The sequence below is a fragment of the Porphyrobacter sp. CACIAM 03H1 genome, assembly GCF_002215495.1.
GTDB lineage: Bacteria > Pseudomonadota > Alphaproteobacteria > Sphingomonadales > Sphingomonadaceae > Erythrobacter.
Map to the genome: position 1 here is coordinate 989258 of NZ_CP021378.1, position 19776 is coordinate 1009033.

Below are 19776 nucleotides of genomic sequence, written 5' to 3' on the forward strand. Positions count from 1 at the left end.
AAATGATCTTTCGCCAGACATATCGACGAACGGTTCATCGGAGACGATTATTGCCGATTCTTGTTGCGAACTGACAACATCAGGCAATTCTGCGACGAAATGATCGTCATTGCGCGGGCGCCAACCGGCACCTGGCCCTAGTCTCTCGGCCAGACACCAGACGTGTCCCTTGCGGAGCTGTCCGCAAATACATGAAAAACGAGAGGCTTACCCCCGATGACAACCTTTTTCACCGCCTCTGCGCGGACCGGACTTCTCGCTGGCGCCGGTCTGGCCGCGCTCACGATCGCCGCTCCGGCGGTGGCGCAAGAGCAGGCTACCGACGACACCACCGTGACCTCCCCCGCCGAAGACGAAGGGCTCGGCAATGCGATCGTGGTGACGGGCTCGCGCATCCAGCGACCCAACCAGCAGAGCACCTCCCCGATCGTGTCGCTCTCGCTCGACGAGATCCAGTCGACCGGTGAGGTCAACCTCGGCGATGCGCTGAACGACCTGCCCTCGCTGCGTTCGACCTTCAGCCAGTCCAACTCGACCCGCTTCATCGGCACCGCCGGGCTCAACCTGCTCGATCTGCGCGGTCTCGGCACCAACCGCACGCTGGTGCTGGTCAACGGCCGCCGCCACATCACCGCGCAGCCCGGCGTTCCGACCAGTGTCGATGTCAACACCATCCCCAATGCCTTGGTCGAGCGCATCGACATCACCACCGGCGGCAACAGCGCGGTCTATGGTGCCGACGCGGTCGCGGGCGTGGTGAACTTCATCCTGAAGCGCGATTTCGAGGGTCTCGAAGGCCAGATCCAGGGCGGTATCGCCGATGGCGGCCATCGCAGCACGATCTTCGCCTCGCTGACCGCGGGCAAGAACTTCGCCGACGGCCGCGGCAACATCGCGGTGTCGGGCGAGTACAGCCGCCAGGAAGCCGTCTACTTCACCGACCGCGACGAGATCACCGGCGCCTTCAGCGGCCGCCGCCAGCTCCAGCTCGTCGAAAACACCATCGGCGAGCCCGCCGGTGGCAACGGCGTGCCCGACCGGGTCTTCGTCGAGGGCGTGCGCAACATCAACATCGCCGAGGGCGGCCTCTTCACCGCCGCCTGCCCCGGCCTCGTCACCGGCCAGCCGACGCCCTTCGGCTGCACCGGCGAGCGCAACCAGGCCGGCAATCCGCTGGGCCAGACCTTCGTCTTCGGCGCGAACGGCGACCTGCTGCGCAACACCCCGCTCAAGGACTTCCGCACGGTCGGTTCGGCCAACTCGATCGGCGGTCTCGGCTCGACCCTCGGTCTCACCGGCCAGCTCGCACCGGAGATCGACCGCAAGGCGGTGAACCTGCTCGCCAGCTTCGAGGTCTCGGAAGCCTTCCGTCCCTTCGTCGAAGCCAAGTATGTCCGCATCGACGCGATCCAGGAAGGCCAGCCGACCTTCTTCAACAACACCTTCTCGATCAACAACCCGTTCCTGACCGACCAGGCCCGGTCCACGCTGACCCAGGCCGGGGTGACCGGCAACTTCTCCGCCTTCCGCTTCAATGTCGATTTCGGCGGGCGCGGCGAGGATCACCGGCGCGAGACCTGGCGTGCAGTGGTCGGGGTCGACGGGACCTTCAACGACGACTGGACCTACGAGGTCGCGTTCAACTACGGCCGGCTCGAGACCTTCTACGAGACCGAGGGCAACGTCCTGCTCTCGCGCTATGCCAATGCGATCAACGCGGTGCGCAACGGGTCGGGCCAGATCGTGTGCGGCATCAATGCCGATGCCAATCCGAACAATGACGATGCGGCCTGTGTGCCGGTGAACCTGTTCGGCTTCGGTGCTCCCTCGCGCGCGGCGCTCGATTACTTCGTCGTGAATTCGAGCCGCGAGCAGGAGGCCGAACAGTACCAGGTCACCGCCTTCGTGTCCGGCGACACCTCGGGCTTCTTCGAACTGCCCGGCGGCGCGATCCAGTTCGCCCTCGGCGGCGAATATCGCAAGGAAACCGCCTACTCGGCCTTCGACGAGACGACCCGTTCGGGCGCGACCTTCCTCAACGCCATCCCGGTCTTCGATCCGCCGGCGCTCGAGGCCAAGGAAGCCTATGCCGAAGTCCGCATCCCGATCCTTTCGGACGTCCCGTTCTTCCGCGAACTGAGCGTCGAGGGCGCGTTCCGCATCGCCGATTACAACATCGGCAATGTCGGCACGACCGAGGCCTACAATGCCGGGATCATCTGGCAGCCGATCGACAGCGTGCGGCTGCGCGGCAGCTACGCCCGTTCGGTGCGCATCCCGACCCAGTCGGACCTGTTCGCCGAGCCGAGCCAGACCTTCCTCAACGGCCTCGTCGATCCGTGCGATTCGCGCTTCATCAACGACAACCCAAACCGGGCACGCAACTGCGCGGCGGCCGGGGTGCCGACCACGGTCGAGGTGGGCGGCGTGGCACAGCCCTTCACCAACATCCCGGCATCGGGGATCCGCGGCCTCAACGGCAGCAATCCCAATCTCGATGCCGAAGTGTCGGACAGCTTCACCGCGGGCGTGATCTTCCAGCCGGAGTTCGTGCGCGGTCTGTCGCTCTCGGTCGACTACTACAACATCGAGATCGAGAACGTGATCTTCGCGCTCGGTGCGCAGACGATCATCAACCAGTGCTACGACAACCCCTCGGGGATCGACAATCCGTTCTGCGCGTCGATCTTCCGTCGTCCCGACGGCACCTTCCAGGGCCAGTCGGACCGGCTGCTGGGCGGCTCGACGGTCACCTTCCCCCTCGCGCCGACCGACCGCTCGTTCATCTCGGGTCCGTTCAACTTCGCGCGGCAGAAGACCTCGGGCATCGATTTCGATCTCAACTACCAGCGTGACCTGGGTCCCGTGGCGATCAGCTTCCGAGGGCTCCTGTCCTACGTGATCGAGCGGGACAACTTCACCGACATCGATGATCCGAACTTCATCAATCAGCAGCTTCTGGAGCTTGGCGACCCCGAGTTCTCCGGCAGCATCATCCTGGGGCTCGATTTCGGTGTGCCGCGCCTGACCTACAACATGCGCTACATCGGCGAGCAGTTCGTCAACACCTTCGAGACCTTCAACGCGCTGCAGGGACGTCCGCCGGAGAATCCGGACTACTCCACCCCGAGCATCTATCCGGAAACCTTCTACCACAATTTCCGGCTCGATCTCGAAACCGAAGGGGGGCAGTCCTTCTATGTCGGGGTCGACAACGTGCTCGACACGATCCCCCCGCTGGGGCTCGACGGGACGACCGCCGGCAGCGGCATCTACGACAATATCGGCCGCTTCTTCTACGCAGGCTTCCGCTTCAACTTCTGACGAAGGCGAGACAGCGCTTTTACAAAATGGAAAAGGCCCCGGGCGACCGGGGCCTTTTCTGTTGGTGCGATCACGGGCGTTTCCGCCCGGGCGATCAGAAGGCGAAGCTGATCCGGCCGTAGAGGAACCGTCCGTTGAAGCCGAAAGGCGAGAAGGACGAGAACGGCAGGAAGTAGTTGTTGACCGACAGGTTGCCCGGCTGGCCGGTGACCGGATCGGTGGCCCGTCCGGTCGGGTTCACGGTCGGGTATTGGTCGAACAGGTTGTTCGCCCCGACCGCCAGTTCCAGCCCCTCGGCAAAGCCCTGCGGGCGCAGGCGCAGTTCGAGGTCGGTGATCCAGCGCGGCTCGAGCAGCACGTCGTTGATCGGCGTCGCACCGGCCGAGAAGACCTCGCCGAAGCGGTTGGTGCGCAGGGTGGCGCTCAGCCAGTTCCACTCCCAGTCGGCGCCCAGGTTGATGCGGTCGCGCGGCTGGCCACGCTCGATGCGCAGGGATTCGAGCCGTCCGAACAGGTCGATGCCGGGCACCTGCGCGAGGCTTCCGGGGTTGGTGCGGCGATCGGTGATGTCGACATCGTTCCAGTTGTAGCCCGCCGTGAGCGACAGCGTGCCCAGGTCGCCCAGCCCGGTGCGATAGGTCGCGATGGCATCGAAGCCGCGGGTGCGGGTGTCGATCCCGTTGAAGAAGAACCGCGCCGCCGAGATGCTGGTGAAGCCCGCGGCGTTGAGGATCTGCGCGATCCCGCGGCCCGGGTTGGTGCCGGTCGGATTGCCCGCGGCATCGCGGTTGGCCGTCAGGTTGTCGGTCAGCACGATGCGGTCGTCGATATCGATCTGGTAGTAGTCGAAGGTCACGTTGAGCCCGTCGACCCGGTCGAACACCGCGCCCGCCGACCACGAGAAAGACTTCTCGGCCTCGAGCGGGGTCGCGCCCAGCGCGATCGCGACCGGGTTGTTGACCGGCAGGGTCACCGCATCGACCAGCACGCCGCCGATGTTGTTGGTGGCGGCGGCCGCGAAGAACTGCTGCTGGAGCGAGGGCGCGCGGAAGCCGGTCGACACCGCCCCGCGCAGGGCGAAGCCGTCGAACAGCGCAAGGCGGCTCGCCAGCTTGCCGTTGAGGGTCGAGCCGAAGTCGGTGTAATCCTCGAACCGGCCCGCGACCTGGATGTTGAAGCCTTCCGAGATGTCGGTGTCGAGTTCGGCGTAGAGCGAGACGTTCTCGCGCGAGTTGGGGAGCGTCACGTCGACCCCGCCGATGCGCGGCTGGAAGCCCGGGAAGACCTGCGCGCCGGGTGCGGCGAAGGCGGTCGCCGCGGCGCCGGTGATGAAGCTGTTGTTCGCCCCGACCCGCACGGGCCCGGCGACATAGCTGTTCAGCTCGCCTGCACCCAGCTGGTATTCCTCGCGCCGCCACTCCGCGCCGAAGGACAGGGTCATCTGCTCGATCCCGGCGATCTCGATCTCGCGGCTGACGCCGAGGTTGGCCATCAGCTGGCTGTAATCGATCGTGCCCGCGTCGAACTCGGTCTGGCTCGCCGCGCCCAGCGAGGCGTTGACCGAGTTTGTGACGCGGAATTCGGTCCGGTTCTCGCCGTAGGACATCGACAGGTCCCACATCCAGCCGCTGAAATCACCCTCGAGGCCGCCGACGATGGCGAAGTCGGTGGTGTCGGTGTTGATCAGCGGCAGGAAGCCGTCGGGATAGATCGCCAGCACGTTGCGGTTGTCGGCCGCGCGGCGATAGAAGCCGGCGGATTCCGCATCGCGCGTGCCGTAGCTGCCGAAGGCGTAGAACTCGACATTCTCGTCGAGCGGGATGCCCATGTTGACCACGATGTTGAGGTCCTCGGTCGCCGGGTCGCCGTAGCGGTGGTAGCGCCGGTCGAGCGTGAGCTCGCGCGGATCGAGCGGGCCGCTCTGGGCGTAGTTGCGTCGCGGGTCGTAGCCGGTCCGGTTGGTGTCGTTGCGATCGCGGTACTCGGCGGTGATGTTGAGGAAGCCCTCGGGCCCCAGCGGCAGGCCGATATTGCCCGAAACGGTCAGCACCTCGCCGTCGGTCACCTTGAGGTCGCGCCCGTTGGTGTTGAGCTGCAGCACCCCGTCGGGGGTGAGCGTCGGCACGGCGCCCGCGGTGCCGTTCACGCCGGTCACTTCCTGAACGCCGGCGATGCGGGTGTTGAAGCCGCCGTAGTTGACGAAGAACCGCCCGCCTTCACGCGCATCGTTGAGCTGGAAGTTGATCACCCCGGCGATCGCGTCCGAGCCGTATTGTGCCGCGGCGCCATCGCGCAGCACCTCGACCCGGCCGATCGCGGATGAGGGGATCTGGTTGAGGTCGACCGCCGTCGAGCCGCGTCCGACCGAGCCGTTGAGGTTGAGCAGCGCGGCGACATGGCGGCGCTTGCCGTTGATCAGCACCAGCGTCTGGTCGGGTCCGAGGCCGCGCAGGGTGGCGGGGCGGATCGCGTCGGTGCCGTCGGTGATCGAGGGCTGCGGGAAGTTGAGCGAGGGCACCAGGTCGCGCAGCAGGCGCGCGGTCTCGACGAGGCCCGACTGGCGCAGCTGTTCGCCGCCGATCACGTCGATCGGAACCGGGCTTTCGGAAACCGTGCGGTTCGAACGCCGCGTGCCCGTGACGATCAGCACGTCGCCGCTGTCGACGACGTCGTCCGCTGCCTCACCTGCCTGAGCCGCGGCCTGGGCGGCGGTGGTGACAACGACCGGAGCCTCGGAATCCGCGGCTTCGGCAGCGGCGGCCGGTGCGGCGCCGGTCAGGGCCGCACCGAGGGCGATGGTCGAACCGGAGAGAAGCGCCTTATGGATATTTCGCATTGATCTTCCTTGTCTGTGTCTCGAATCCTGGATGCGCGGCGACGGGGTGCCTCGCACACGGGGCTGACCGCCGGGATGGCCGGACGCCGCGATCAGTCCCCTCGTGTCGTCTTCGCGGGAGGTCTTGGCTGCGCTTTGCGCGCTGCCCGTTCCCGCTCTTGGCATCAGCCGGACGCGACCCCCTGTGCGACCCACTGGCCTGCCGAAACTTGCGGCCGGCACGCGAAGGGTCAATGAAAAACAATCGCAAGGGGCCGCTTTGCGCACAATGCTTGCGCCGTGTCATGCTTTTGCAACAGTGCCCCCGCGGCCTGCGCCATGTGCGGGGAACCGGGCGGGTCCACGAGAAGCCTTGATATTCTGCGGCCCATGCAGGATATAGCGCCGCCTGCGGGCGGGGCCGGACAAAACGCCGGTTGCTCAAGTCCCTCGGGCGGCACGGCACGGCAGATGCGGGCGCACGGCTCGCCTCTTGCCGGGAACCACGGCCCGACGATTTCGGTAAGCTGCATCGATCGCTTCAGGAGGAACTGGAACTTGCACGTTCCGCACACATTTTCGGGCTCCTGCGAGCTGTCCGTCGTCATCCCGGTCTACAACGAGGAGGCCGGGCTCGACGCATTGGTCGAACGCGTCACCGCGGCGGCGCGGGCGATCTTTGCCGACAATTACGAGCTCATCCTCGTCAACGACGGGTCGAAGGACGGCAGCTGGGCCGCGATCTGCCGTCATGCCGACCACGATCCGCGGATCGTCGCGATCAATCTCGCGCGCAATCACGGACACCAGCTGGCGCTGACCGCGGGCCTCAATCACGTGCGCGGCGAGCTCGTCTTCGTGCTCGACGCCGACCTTCAGGACCCGCCCGAACTGCTCGGCCCGATGCTCGAGCAGGTGCGCGCGGGCTATGACGTGGTCTATGGCCAGCGCATCAAGCGCCACGGCGAGACCGCCTTCAAGCGCGGCACCGCCTCGCTGTTCTACCGGATGCTGAGCGCGATGGTCGACACCCCGATCCCGCGCGACACTGGCGATTTCCGCCTGATGACGCGCCGGGTGGTGGACCAGCTCAACGCCATGCCCGAACGCTACCGCTTCATCCGCGGCCTCGTGAGCTATGTCGGCTTCAACCAGACCGCCTTCCCCTACGAGCGCGACCCGCGCTTTGCCGGAGAGACCAACTACCCGCTGCGCAAGATGCTGGCGCTGGCGGCAGATGCGGTGACCAGCTTCTCGGTGGTGCCGCTGCGCTTCGCCTCGCATCTCGGGATGCTGTTCGGACTCGCCGGCCTTGCCGCGCTGGTGTGGGTCGCGTGGGGCTGGCTCAGGGGCGGCACGGTCGAAGGCTGGGCGAGCCTTGCCGCGGTGACGCTGATCATGGGCAGCGTGCAGCTGCTGGTGATGGGCGTGTTCGGCGAATACCTCGGCCGGATGTACATGGAGGCCAAGCAGCGTCCGCTGTTCATCGTCTCCGAGGTGCGTCGCCACCCGATTGCCGCCAACCAGGAGCCCGAGGTCGCGGCAGCCGCGATCCAGACGGACGAGGGCATCCGTGTCGCAGGCTGAATTCGACGCCTATGTGGACGAATACGACGCGCAGCACGCCCAGTCGGTGCGGCTGAGCGGCGAGGACCCCGATTTCTTCGCCGAATACAAGGCGAAGGAGGCCGCCCGCGCGATGGCGGCGGCGGGCGTCCACCCCCGGAGGATCATGGATTTCGGCGCGGGGCGGGGCAATTGCATCGCCCATCTCCAGCGCCAGTTCCCCGAGGCCGCGCTGACGGCGCTCGACGTCTCGGCGCGCTCGCTCACCCACTGCCAGGCCCGCGCGATCCGCCCGCTCGAAACGGTGTGCTACGATGGGCAGACCCTGCCTTTCGATGACGCGAGCTTCGACCTCGTCTTCACCGCCTGCGTCTTCCACCACATCCCGGAAGCCGACCACATCCGGCTGCTCGCCGAGATCCGCCGGACGCTTTCGCCCAAGGGCCGCTTCATCCTGTTCGAGCACAACCCCTGGAACCCGCTGACCCGCCATGCGGTCGCGACCTGCCCCTTCGATGCCAACGCGGTGCTGATCAGCGCGCCGGAAATGCGCCGCCGGTTCCGGGCGGCGGGGTTCGCCGACGTGGACCTCAGGTGGACGCTGTTCTTCCCCGGCTTCCTCGCGGCTTTGCGCCCGCTCGAGCGCGGGCTCGGCTGGCTGCCGCTGGGCGCACAATACTGCCTCGTCGCGCGCTGATCTGATGCTGGCGCGCCTGCTGCGATTCCTGTTGACCGGTCTTGCCAACTCCGCCGTGGGTTGGGCGGTGATCTTTGGCGGACTGTGGGCCGGGATGAGCGGGCTTGCCGCCAATGCCGCGGGTTATGCGGTGGGGCTGGCGGTGTCCTTCACCCTCAACCGCCAGTTCGTCTTCGGCGCGCGCGGTGCGGTGTCGCTAGGCGAGGTGGCGCGGTTCCTCGCCGCCTTCGCCGTCGCCTATGGCGCCAATGTCGCCGTGCTGCTGGCGGCCCAGAACGTGCTCGGGGCGGACAGCGCGCTCGCCCAGCTGCCGGCGATCGCGGCCTACGTGGCGATCTTCTTCCTGCTCTCGCAATTCCTCGTCTTCAGGCCCGCGGCGACCGAATGAGCCTTGCTCCCGCCCTCCCCGGCGTGCCGCCCGGCGGCGCGCGGCAGCCGCTTGGCTTCTTCGACCGCTGGCCGGTAATGCTGCTGGTGTGCCTCGTCGCGGTCCTGCCGCTGCTGCCGGTGGGGATCGCCCCGCTGACCGATCTCTACGGTCACCTCGGCCGCCATGCGGTGCAGACGGAACTCGCGAGCCGCCCGGGGCTCCAGCCCTATTTCAGCTACGACTGGCAGCTGATGGGGAACCTTGGCGGAGACATCCTGGTGCAGGTCCTGCACCCGCTTTTCGGGATCGAGGGTGCGGTGCGGGCGACGGTGATCCTCACCCAGCTGCTCGGCGCGCTGGGGCTGATGCTGGTCTCGCGCGAGCTGCACGGGCGGATCACGCCCTTCGCGATCGCGGCGATCGCGCTGCTCTATGGCTATCCCTTCAACTACGGCTTCATCAACTACACGCTGAGCATGGCGCTGGCGCTGCTGGCCTATGCGCTGTGGCTGCGGTTGCGCCGCGAGGGCCGCGAGCGGGCGGCAGGGCTGTGGCTGGCGGCAGCGGGCGCAGGCGTTTGGGTGTGCCACACCTATGGCTGGGCCTTCCTCGGGCTGCTGTGCGGATCGACCATGCTGGCCGAGGTCTTCGCGGCGAGGATGCATCCCTTTGCCGCGGTGCGCCGGATCCTTGCCGCCTGCTCGCCGCTGCTCCTTCCGCTGGTGCCGATGGTGATCTGGCGCGCGGGATCGAGCGGCGCGGCTATCTCGGGCTGGGACTGGGAGTTCAAGACCAAGTGGCTGATCGCCCCCCTGCGGACCTATTGGCGCGATCTCGACGAATATTCGGCCGCCGCGCTGGCTGCGCTCCCGCTCTGGGCGCTGTTCAGCCGGACCGTGCGGATGCACCGCGGCATGACCGTGGCCGCGGTGCTGTGCGCGCTGTTCTTCCTCGCCCTGCCGTTCCGCGTGTTCGGATCGGCCTTCGCCGACATGCGGCTGCTCCCCTATGCGATGGCGGCGGCGCTGCTGGCGATCGGGCCGGTGCGGCTCGGCGCGAAGACGCTCGCCGCGGCCGGTGCGCTGGCGCTGGCGATCTTCGGTGTGCGGATGGTGACGACGGCTGCCGCCTATGTCGAGCAGGACCGAAAGGTGCAGTCGGCCCTGCTCGCGCTCGACAAGGTGCCCGAGGGCGCGCGGGTCGCGTTCTTCTCGGTCAAGCCCTGCATCACCCCTTGGGCGCTCGCCCCGCTCGATCACCTTGCCGGCGCGGCGATGGCGCGGCGCAGCGCCTTCGTGAACGACCAGTGGCAGCAGCCGGGCGTCAACCCGCTCAAGGTGCGCTATCCCGCCGCCGAGCCCTTCACCCGCGATCCCTCGCACCTCGTCCAGCGCGAGGACTGCGCCCGCCCGACGACGCGCCCCAAGCTCTCCGCGGCGCTGGCGAAGCTGCCGCGCGAGGCCTTCACCCACGTCTGGATCGTCGGCGAGTATGCTCCCGACATGGCCCCGCCGGAAGGCTTCGTGCCGGTGCCGGTCGCCGGGCGCAGCCTGCTCTTCGCCGCCGCGCCGGCGCCGTCCCGCTAGGCGCGCTCAGGCCGCTGCCCGGTAGCCGCTCCCGCGCACCAGCTTGCCGGGCCGCGCGCCCGTGCTCTCGTCGAAGCGGCGGATCACCTCGCCCGCGACCATGGTTGCCTCGTAGCCCGTCGCGCGCTGGTGCAACCGGCGGCCGCCGGCGGGCAGATCGCGGACGACTTCGGGCAGGTGGAGGGTGAGGCGATCCAGGTCGATCACGTTGAGGTCCGCGCGTCCGCCGACATGCAGCGTTCCGCGATCCGCGAAGCCGACTGCCCGCGCGGCCTTCGCCGAGAGCATGTGCACCGCTTCGGCAAGGCCGAGCTTCAGTGGCCCGTCCTTCTGCACGAATTCGGTCAGCAGATAGGTCGAATAGCTCGCATCGCAGATCGCCCCGTAATGCGCCCCGCCATCGCCGAGGCCGGGGACGCAGTAGGGGTGGCGCAGCATCTCGTGGGCGCTGCCGAGCGAGGCATTCTCGTAATTGCCGAGCGCGGCGAGGAACAGCCCGCGCCCCTCTGTTGCCAGCAGCCGGTCATAGGCGACCTCCTGCGGGGTGCAGCCGCGCGCTGCCGCCTGCCCAGCCATGCTCATGTGGGCGGGCGGGGCGTAGTCGGGCGGATTGTCGAGCGGGAACAGCCAGCGCCAGTTGCGGGCGAGCTCGTTGAAGGGATGCCCCGGGGTGAAATCCTCCGATAGCAGCGCCGCACGCAGGGTGGGATCGCGCATGGCGGCGACCTGTTCGGGGATCGGAAGGTGCGCGATCTTCGCCCATGACGGGCAGAGCACGAAGGGATGCACCGTCAGCTCGAGGCCCGCGATCAGCCCGATCGGGCGCGGCATGACCTGCGCATGGGCAACCCCGCCTGCGGCATTGGTGCGCTCGAGCATCTCCAGCACCCGCCGCCAGCGCGGCGGCCCGTCGTTGCCAGAGGCGAGCGTGAAGGTCGCCGGACGACCGCTCGCCGCGATCATCCGGTCGATCACCGGGTATTCCTTGTCCCATCCCACGAAGGCGTCGAGCACCACCTGGAATGTCCCCGCGCCCGCATCCGCCATGCCGCGGCCGATGGCTTCCAGTTCGGCGATGTCGGTGTCGAAGGTCGGGATCGCCGCGCCGTCTGCGGTCTTGTGGATCGACAGGCGCGAGGTCGCAAAGCCCAGCGCACCCGCCTGCATCGCCTCGGCGGTGAGGCGGCGCATCAGGGCAAGGTCGTCTCCGGTCGCGGCCTCGCGCGCCGCGCCGCGCGCGCCCATAGCATAGACCCGCAGAGGCGAGTGCGGGAGGTAGGCTGCGACATCGATATCGCGCTTCCCGGCGGCGACCTTGTCGAGATATTCGGGGAAGGTCTCCCAGTCCCAGTCCAGCCCCTCGGTCATCACCACCCCGGGGATGTCCTCCACCCCCTCCATGACGTTGATGAGCATCTCGTGATCGGCCCTGCGGCAGGGCGCGAAGCCGACCCCGCAATTGCCCATCACCGCACTCGTCACCCCGTGGCTGGAGGAGGGGGAGAGCTCCTCCGCCCAGATGCACTGCCCGTCGTAGTGGGTGTGCACGTCGATGAACCCGGGGGTGACGATTTTCCCTTTTGCGTCAATCTCTTCCGCGCCCCGCCCGGCCACCTTTCCGATGGCGGCGATGCGGCCTTGGCGGATGGCGATATCGCCCTCGAAGAGGTCGCCGCCCGTCCCGTCGGCGATTGTAGCAGCGCGGATCACCCAGTCATGTTCGGCCTGCATCGGCTCGCTCTCCCTGTCCCCTTGCCGAGGATGAAGCTGAATGCTGGGGGAGGCAAGACCGGCGGGGCAACTGCCAATTTTGCGCTCGGCCGCAGGGCGGGTTAGGAGGGGGAATGACCGAGGGCACTCCTACGCCGCGCCGCATCCTGCTCGCCGGGGCGAGCGGCACCATCGGGGCGGCAGTGCTGCGGCGGTTGCAGGCCGAGGGGCACGCGGTGACCGCCCCGGACCGCGCCGCGCTGGCCGATCCCCAAGGGCTGATGGCGACGGCCCGTCCGGAGGTGGTGATCTCCTGCATCGCCTCGCGCTCGGGCGCGCCGCGGGATGCACAGGCCGTTGATTATCACGCGAATTCCGATCTCCTCCGGGCTGCCCTCGCGGCGGGGACAGGGCACTTCGTCCTGCTCTCGGCGATCTGCGTGCAGAAACCCCTGCTGGCCTTCCAGCACGCCAAACTCGCCTTCGAGGCGGAGCTTGTCGCGAGCGGCATCGGATACACCATCATCCGCCCCACCGCCTTCTTCAAGTCCTTGTCCGGGCAGGTGAAAAGGGTGAAGGCGGACAAGCCCTTCCTGATCTTCGGCGATGGCAACCTCACCCGTTGCAAGCCGATCAGTGACGATGATCTCGCCCGCTTCATCGCCTCGGCCATCGACAACCCTGCAATGCGGGACCGGATCCTCCCCATCGGCGGCCCCGGACCCGCCATCTCCCTGAAAGAGCAGGGAGAACTGCTGTTCCACGTCGCGGGCAAGCCGCCGAAATTCAAGTCGGTCTCGCCGAAGATCTTCACCTTCGCCGAGCGCCTGCTGGCCCTTGGCGCGCCCTTTTCGGGGTGGTTCGCCGAGAAGGCCGAATATGCCCGCATCGCCCGCTACTACGCGACCGAATCAATGCTGGTTCTCGATCCCGAAACCGGCGCCTATTCCGCCGAGCTCACCCCGGAATTCGGTTCCGAGACGCTGGAATCGCACTACCGCACCCTGATGCGCGGGCAATGACAGCGGGATGACCGCGCAACGACTGCGGGATGACCGCGCGCGAAAAGGCGCTCAGACCGGGGCCGGACGGGGGGCGATATCCCATGCTGCCGGGCTGAGCGTCCGGCCCAGATGCGGGACGAAAACGCCTTTCGCCGCATAATTGAACGTGAAGATATGCGCCTGCGTGCGGCGGACCCGGATGCCTTCCGGACAGTCGAGCAGGGCCACACCCGCCTCGCCCGCCATCCGTTCGACCAGCACCGCCAGCAGGGCGCGGTCGGGCCAGGCCGCGCAATAGCGCACGCCGTCCTTGTAGGAAACGACCGCCCGGCCCGCGTCGTCGACCAGCTCGGGGGCGAAGTCGCCGACAAGATCCTCGCGCCAGCGGGTCACGGCGAAGCCTTCTGCGCTCTCCGCCACCCCGTCGCGCAGGGATTCGACCCGAGTGACGGTCACGCCGGTCAGCGACCGCAGCGCCCCCGGAGCGAGACAATCGGGGATCGCGAAGCTCGCGGTCTTGCTCCCCGAACGCGGGCCCAGCAGCACCGGGCATTCCAGCGCCGCGAGCCTTTCGGCAAACCCCTCCGGCACGATCGGCAGGGTGGGGACCAGCACCATGCGGTAGCCCGTGAGGTCCGCCTCGGGCGGGACAATGTCGACATCGAGGCCCCGCGCGCGCAGGGCCGAATAGGTTTCGAACACCAGTTCGAGATAGCGGAAGCTCTGCCCCTGCGGCTGGATGCCGATCACCCATGCCGCTTCATAGGAGAACACCAGCGCGACCGGCGCCGTGGCGCAGGCCTGAGGCCCGATCCCGCCCAGCACCGCCGCCGCCTGCCGCACCTCGTCTGCCGCTTCGGCCTCGCTGCTGTCGGGGCGCAGGAGGCCGGCGTGCATCTGCTCCTGCGCGAACGGCGCCTGCCGCCAGCGGAAATAGCTCGTCAACTCCGCCCCGTGGGCGCAGGCCTCGAGCGTCCAGAGCGCGACCATCCCCGGCAGCGGCGCGGGGTTGAAGCGCGCCCAGTTCACCGGCCCGGGCTGCTGCTCCATCACGCCACAGCGACCGTTCGAACAGCCGCGATAGAGATCGTGGTGGAAGGCCGCGATATCGGGGTGGCCCTGCCTGAGATAGGCGCGCTTTTCCTCCGACGAGAACCAGAACTGTTCGAGGAACCCCAGCGGATAGGAATCCCACGTCGCCACGTCGATGTCACGGCCCACGGCGTGGTGATCGAACTCGGTGAAGAAGCCCATGAAGTTGTGGGTGATATCGACGCCCGGCGAGAGCCTGCGGATGATGTCCACCTGCTCGCGGTTGAAGCTCGCGACCTGATCGGAAGCGAAGCGGCGATAGTCGAGCCAGTGCGCGGGGTTGGCCTCGGTGACGGTGAGGTGCGGGGGATCGACCTCGGCGAAGCTGCGGTATTCCATGCTCCAGAAGACGTTGCCCCAGGCGGCGTTGAGCGCGTCGACGGTGTCGTAGCGCGCCGCCAGCCAGCCCCGGAAGGCGCTGGCGGCGGCGGCGGAGAAGCTCAGCACGGTGTCGTGGCAGCCGTATTCGTTGTCGGTCTGCCACATGGCGATGGCTCGGTTCCGGCCGTACCGCTCGGCAAGTGCGGTGACGATCCGGCGGCACTCGGTGCGATAGCCCTCGTGGCTGAAGCAGTAATGCCGCCGCGAGCCGAAGCCGCGCGGGCGGCCCTTCTCGTCGATGGCGACCATGTCGGGCATCCGATCGACCAGCCACTTGGGCGGGGTGGCGGTGGGGGTGCCGAGGATGACCTTCAGCCCCGCCGCGTGGAGCGTGTCGATGGCGCGGTCGAGCCAGCCCCAGTCGTAGTGGCCCGGCTCCGGTTCTATGCGGCTCCACGCGAACTCGCCGATCCTGACCAGCGACAGGCCCATTTCGCGCATCCGGCGGGCGTCCTCGGCCCACCACTCCTCGGGCCAGTGTTCGGGGTAGTAGCAGCAGCCGAGTTTCATCCGGGCAGTCTTTCCAATGCGATCAGCCACGCGGTTTCGGGGTGGGTGAGGGGGAGGGCGAGGCCCTGCGTCATCAGCGCGGTGCCCGAGAGGGTCAGGCCCTCGCGCCACCGGTCGGGGGTGGCGAGGTAGTGGCGGGCCTTGGCGGGCCAAGGGTCGGGCAGGGCGACGCGGTAGCGCGCATCAGGGTCGAGGCCCGCAAGGCGCAGCGGCGCGGCATCGAACACCGGGGAAAAGGCGGTCTGCGCGGCGAGGGCCAGCGCCCTGCCTTCATGCGTCACCATCATTCCGGTGACGTTCGGGTCGGGATGGGCGAGGCGGTGAAGCTGGCCTTCGTGCAGCACGCCCCGCCATTGCTTGTAGAGCGCGATATGGGCGGCGAGGCATTCGCGTTCCTTCTCGCTCATGCGCGCCGGATCGGCCTCGACCCCCATGTGCCCGAACACCGCCACCTTGGCGCGGAAGTCCATCGACAGGCGCCGCCCGGTGATCGGATTGGGCGAGGGGCCGACATGGCTGCCGAGCACCTCGAGCGGGAGGAACTGGCTCCATGCCGGAATGATCCGCAGGCGCTCGATGGCGTCGTTGTTGTCGGAGGGCCAGACGCGGTGGGTGCGGGCAAGAACCCCGAAATCGATCCGCCCCCCTCCGCTCGAACAGCTCTCGATCTCGACCTGTGGGTGCGCGGCGCGCAGGGCATCGAGGAGGGCGTAGAAGCCCTCGGTCTGGCGCGGGGCCGAGGGGAAGAGGTCGCGGTTGTGGTCCCACTTGAGGTAGGCGACCGCGTTCTCGCGCAGCAGGGCGTCGAGGCGGCCGAACAGATATTCCCGCACATCCTCGCGCGCCATGTCGAGCGCCAGTTGGCCGCGCATGGCGGGGCGCTCGCGGCCCGGGGTGTGGAGGCACCAGTCGGGGTGCCGGCGGTAGAGATCGCTGTCGGGCGAGACCATCTCCGGCTCCACCCAGAGGCCGAAATCCATGCCGAGGTCGTGGACGCGGGCGATCAGCGGGCCAAGGCCGTTCGGGAAGACATCGGGCGAGACGAACCAGTCGCCGAGGCTGCTGCGATCGTCGCGCCGCCCGCCGAACCATCCATCGTCGAGCACGAAACGCTCGATGCCGAGGCTGGCCGCGTCCTCGGCGAGGCGCATCAGCGCGGATTCAGCGAGGTTGAAACCCAGCGCCTCCCACGAATTGAGGTGGACCTTGCGCGGGCGCCAGTCCTTGCGGTCCGGGAGAATCGCGCGGGCGTGGAACACTTGCGCTAGGGCGGAGCGGTCGGCGGCCAGCGCCAACATCGCCACCGGCGTGCGGTAGCCGGCCTCATGCCCTAGATCGACCTCGCCTCCGTCCCAGCTCGCGCCCATCTGGAGCACCGCGCGCCCGTCGGCGCTGCCAACCATGTCGGGATCGATCCGGGTGTCGTGATCGCCGCTCCACGCGAGGTGCGCGCCGAGCACTTCGCCCGATGACGGGTCTTCGAGGATCAGCCAGTTGCCCCCCGCGAAGCCCGGTTTGCCCGCCACCGAAGTGCGCGCGAAGCCCTCGGGCGCGATGGGGCGACTATGCTCCTGCATCTCCCCCGCCCAGCGTCCGGTGAAACTGGTGAGGCGGGTGAAGCGGTGGGGGATGGGCAGGGCGAGCGCGCTCAGCCGGTCGAGCACCAGCCTGCGCCCGCCGCCGTTGGTGATCGACGCTTCGGTGCAGACCATGCCCGATGCGCCGATCCGCCAGCTCTGCTCGATATCGACCCCGAGCAGTTCGTCGTAGAAGGTGAGGACCAGCTCGTCCGGATATTGCTCCCAAGCGACGAGGCGGAAATCGGTGGCGCATTGGACGCAGGTATCCTCGCGTCTTTCGCTGAGCCGCACCGCCGGCGTCCCGCTCCACCCAGCCTTGCCCTCGGGGAGCAGGCCCGGCACCGGGGGCACATCGGGCTGGCTTTCGTGGCGCCCGCGCGCGGTGGTGGCGGCGAGCATGGCGAGGTCCTCGCCCCCGGGCAGGCGCGCGCCGAGGTAGATGCAGTCCGCTTCGCCGCCCGTCTCCAGCGCGAAGACCAGCGTCAGCCTCTCGCCGTCGAGCCTCACGAATTCCACGCGATCCCCTCTCCCCTCTCCGAGCGCCGGTGATGAGCGGCGCGTGCGGGCTTGTCCGCGGCCCGCCATTGCGCTGTAACCGCGCAAAACGGGAGGGGAAAGCGCGCAGATGTTCGATGCCATGCCGGCGGCAAGCCTGATCCAGATCGCCGTCTGCGTCGGCCTGACCGCGCTGGTCGCGCTGGTCACCTGGGCGACCATCCGCCGCGACCGCCACGACGGGTCGAGGAAGGACGTCTATCTCGCCGGAGGCAAGCTCTCGTGGCTGTTCGTGGCGGGCTCGATAACGCTCACCAACCTGTCGACCGACCAGCTGGTGGGGATGAACGGCAACCAGATGCTGCTGCTCGCCTGGTGGGAGATCGCGGGGTTCGTCGGGCTGATGATCCTCGCCTTCGTCTTCGTGCCGATCTACTACCGCAACAACTGCACCACCGTGACCGAGCTGCTCGAGCAACGCTACGGCGGGCGCAGCATCCGCACGCTGATCGCGGGGCTGTTCCTGGCCGGCAACGTGCTGATCTACCTGCCGGCCGCGCTCTATTCGGGCAGCCTGTTCATGCGCGCGCTGTTCGGCGAGGGTGTGCCGCTGCTCGCCTTCGCCACGATCCTCGCGGTGATCTCGGCCGCCTACGCGATCTTCGGAGGGCTGCGCGCGGTGGCGGTGATGGACACCTGGTCGGGCATCGGCATCCTCGGCCTTGCCATGCTGATCGTGGTGCTGGGGCTGGCGGCGGTCGACTGGGACATCGTCTCGGGCGTTCCGGCAGAGCGCATCACCATGCTCGGCGGGCCCGACAGCCCGATCCCCTGGCCGACCCTGCTGACGGGGATGATCTTCATCCAGATCTTCTACTGGTCCACCAACCAGAACCTCACCCAGAAGGCGATGGCCGCGCCCACCATCCGCGAGGCGCAGAAGGGGGTCATGGTCGCCGCGATCATCCGCATCCTGATCGTCCCGCCGATCGTGGTGATCCCCGGTGTGGTCGCCTTCAAGCTGTTCGGTGTGGTCGGCGACAAGGCCTACGGGATGCTCGTCGCCGAGATCCTGCCCCCGTGGCTCTCGGGCGCCTTCGCGGCGATGGTCGCGGCGGCGGTGATCACCACCTTCAGCGCGGTGCTCAATTCCTCGGTCGCGCTCTACGCGGTCGATTTCCACGAGCAGTTCGTGGGCGAGGTGAAGAACCACTGGAGCCTGTCCGCCGTGGTCTGCACGCTGCTGACAGTCACCGCGATCCTGCTGGTGCCGATGTATGCGAGCGCCACGAGCATCATCAACCTGCTCCAGCAACTGAACGGCCTCACCTCGATGCCGATCCTCAGCGCCTTCATCGCCGGGCTGCTGTTCCGCGGCGTCAGGGCGCCCGCGGCGATTGCCGGGGTGGTGTGGGGCGTGGCGCTCTACGGGCTGTTCACCTTCCACCTCGAGCCCGCCGGGATCGTCACCCTGCACTACATCCACTTCATGGTCGTGACCCTGGTGACGAGCGTGATCGCCGCGCTCGCCTTCAACCGCTTCGTGCTGGGCGGACGGGCGACCTTCGCGCCGCGCTCGGCTTTCGCGGGGCGGGCAGGGGGAGTGGCGGGGTGAGCCTCGACCCGGCCTCGCCGCATCGGCGCTTCAATCCGCTCACCGGCGGCTGGGTGCAGGTCTCGCCGCAGCGCATGGGGCGGCCCTGGCAGGGCGAGACCGCCCCCCCCGAACCGCTGCCGCCGGCTTACGATCCGGACTGCTACCTGTGCCCGGGCAACACCCGCGTCGGCGGCGAGGTGAACCCCGATTACGCGGGCGTCCACGTGTTCGACAATGATTTCCCAGCGCTCGCCGAGGATGCGCCGCCGGGCGGGAGCGATGATCCGCTGTTCCGGGCCGAGGCTTCGCGCGGGGTGTGCCGGGTGATCTGCTTCTCGCCCGATCACGGCAAGTCGCTCCCCCGGCTCGCGCCCGACCAATTGCGCGCCGTGGTCGATTGCTGGGCCGAGCAGACCGCGGAACTCGGCGCACGCTTTGCCCACGTGCAGGTGTTCGAGAACAAGGGCGCGATGATGGGCTGCTCCAACCCGCATCCGCACGGACAGGTCTGGGCGAGCGCCCACCTGCCGCAGGAGATCGCCGCCGAGGACGCGCGCCAGAGGGACTACCTCGCCGCGCACGGCAGACCGATGCTGCTCGACCTCGCCGCGCGCGAAGCCGCAGGCGAGCGCGTGGTCGAGATCAATGACGACTGGCTCGCCGTCGTCCCCTTCTGGGCGGCCTGGCCCTTCGAGACCCTGCTGCTGCCGCGCTTTGCCGTGCAGCGGATGCCCGATCTGACCGACAGCCAGCGCGACAGCCTTGCGACGATCCTCAAGGCGCTCACCACCCGCTACGACAACCTCTTTGCCACCAGCTTCCCCTATTCGATGGGCTTGCATGGTGCGCCCTTCGTGACGGGGGATACCGATCACTGGCAGCTCCACGCCCATTTCTACCCGCCGCTGCTGCGCTCTGCGAGCGTGCGCAAGTTCATGGTCGGCTACGAGATGCTGGCCGAACCCCAGCGCGATCTCACGCCCGAGCGCGCCGCAGAAATGTTGCGTTCGGTAAGCGGGCTGGTGCATTACGCCGGCTGACAGGGGGCA

12 protein-coding genes are annotated in these 19776 nt (G+C 68.1%); 8 read left to right on the forward strand and 4 right to left on the reverse strand.

Features of this window, described 5'->3' with window-relative positions:
• Window positions 1-216 precede the first annotated feature (216 nt).
• A complete protein-coding gene (locus tag CBR61_RS04850) occupies window positions 217-3324 on the forward strand; it encodes a TonB-dependent receptor domain-containing protein (RefSeq protein ID WP_088913341.1) in 3108 nt (1035 codons plus the stop codon).
• A 94-nt stretch (window positions 3325-3418) separates the two neighbouring features.
• Here the strand turns inward: CBR61_RS04850 and CBR61_RS04855 are convergent, their stop codons facing one another.
• Window positions 3419-6160, reverse strand: a complete 2742-nt coding sequence (locus CBR61_RS04855) for a TonB-dependent receptor plug domain-containing protein (RefSeq protein ID WP_088913342.1) — start codon at window positions 6158-6160, stop codon at window positions 3419-3421.
• 537 nt (window positions 6161-6697) lie between these two features.
• On the opposite strand from CBR61_RS04855, the gene CBR61_RS04860 reads away from it, so the two are divergent.
• From CBR61_RS04860 to CBR61_RS04875, 4 genes are read left to right on the forward strand one after another with little or no spacing between them, the layout of a single operon-like run.
• The gene (locus tag CBR61_RS04860; protein ID WP_233996864.1) at window positions 6698-7726 is read left to right on the forward strand and encodes a glycosyltransferase family 2 protein; all 1029 of its coding nucleotides are present in this window, start codon (window positions 6698-6700) and stop codon (window positions 7724-7726) included.
• On the forward strand, window positions 7713-8402 hold the full coding sequence (locus CBR61_RS04865; RefSeq protein ID WP_088913344.1) for a class I SAM-dependent methyltransferase: 690 nt from the start codon (window positions 7713-7715) through the stop codon (window positions 8400-8402). The genes CBR61_RS04860 and CBR61_RS04865 overlap by 14 nt, the downstream gene beginning before the upstream one ends.
• 4 nt (window positions 8403-8406) lie before the next feature.
• Window positions 8407-8790 carry a GtrA family protein gene (locus tag CBR61_RS04870; protein WP_088913345.1) on the forward strand — a complete coding sequence of 128 codons (384 nt, stop codon included), beginning with the start codon at window positions 8407-8409 and terminating at the stop codon, window positions 8788-8790.
• Window positions 8787-10358, forward strand: a complete 1572-nt coding sequence (locus tag CBR61_RS04875) for a hypothetical protein (protein WP_088913346.1) — start codon at window positions 8787-8789, stop codon at window positions 10356-10358. The genes CBR61_RS04870 and CBR61_RS04875 overlap by 4 nt, the downstream gene beginning before the upstream one ends.
• 6 nt (window positions 10359-10364) lie before the next feature.
• Here the strand turns inward: CBR61_RS04875 and CBR61_RS04880 are convergent, their stop codons facing one another.
• Complete coding sequence (locus CBR61_RS04880) at window positions 10365-12089, reverse strand: N-acyl-D-amino-acid deacylase family protein (protein WP_088913347.1); 1725 nt, start codon at window positions 12087-12089, stop codon at window positions 10365-10367.
• 113 nt (window positions 12090-12202) lie between these two features.
• On the opposite strand from CBR61_RS04880, the gene CBR61_RS04885 reads away from it, so the two are divergent.
• Window positions 12203-13090, forward strand: a complete 888-nt coding sequence (locus tag CBR61_RS04885; RefSeq protein WP_088913348.1) for an NAD(P)H-binding protein — start codon at window positions 12203-12205, stop codon at window positions 13088-13090.
• 51 nt (window positions 13091-13141) lie between these two features.
• Here the strand turns inward: CBR61_RS04885 and CBR61_RS04890 are convergent, their stop codons facing one another.
• Together CBR61_RS04890 and CBR61_RS16735 are read right to left on the reverse strand one after the other, a co-directional pair.
• The gene (locus CBR61_RS04890) at window positions 13142-15055 is read right to left on the reverse strand and encodes a beta-galactosidase (protein WP_088913349.1); all 1914 of its coding nucleotides are present in this window, start codon (window positions 15053-15055) and stop codon (window positions 13142-13144) included.
• Window positions 15052-17151, reverse strand: a complete 2100-nt coding sequence (locus CBR61_RS16735) for an alpha-galactosidase (protein ID WP_172835919.1) — start codon at window positions 17149-17151, stop codon at window positions 15052-15054. The genes CBR61_RS04890 and CBR61_RS16735 overlap by 4 nt, the downstream gene beginning before the upstream one ends.
• A gap of 109 nt (window positions 17152-17260) precedes the next feature.
• Between CBR61_RS16735 and CBR61_RS04905 the strand changes: the two genes are divergently transcribed.
• Together CBR61_RS04905 and CBR61_RS04910 are read left to right on the forward strand one after the other, a co-directional pair.
• On the forward strand, window positions 17261-18745 hold the full coding sequence (locus CBR61_RS04905; protein ID WP_233996865.1) for a sodium:solute symporter family transporter: 1485 nt from the start codon (window positions 17261-17263) through the stop codon (window positions 18743-18745).
• Window positions 18742-19767 carry a UDP-glucose--hexose-1-phosphate uridylyltransferase gene (locus CBR61_RS04910; RefSeq protein WP_088913350.1) on the forward strand — a complete coding sequence of 342 codons (1026 nt, stop codon included), beginning with the start codon at window positions 18742-18744 and terminating at the stop codon, window positions 19765-19767. Before CBR61_RS04905 ends, CBR61_RS04910 begins: the two co-directional genes overlap by 4 nt.
• Window positions 19768-19776 lie beyond the last annotated feature (9 nt).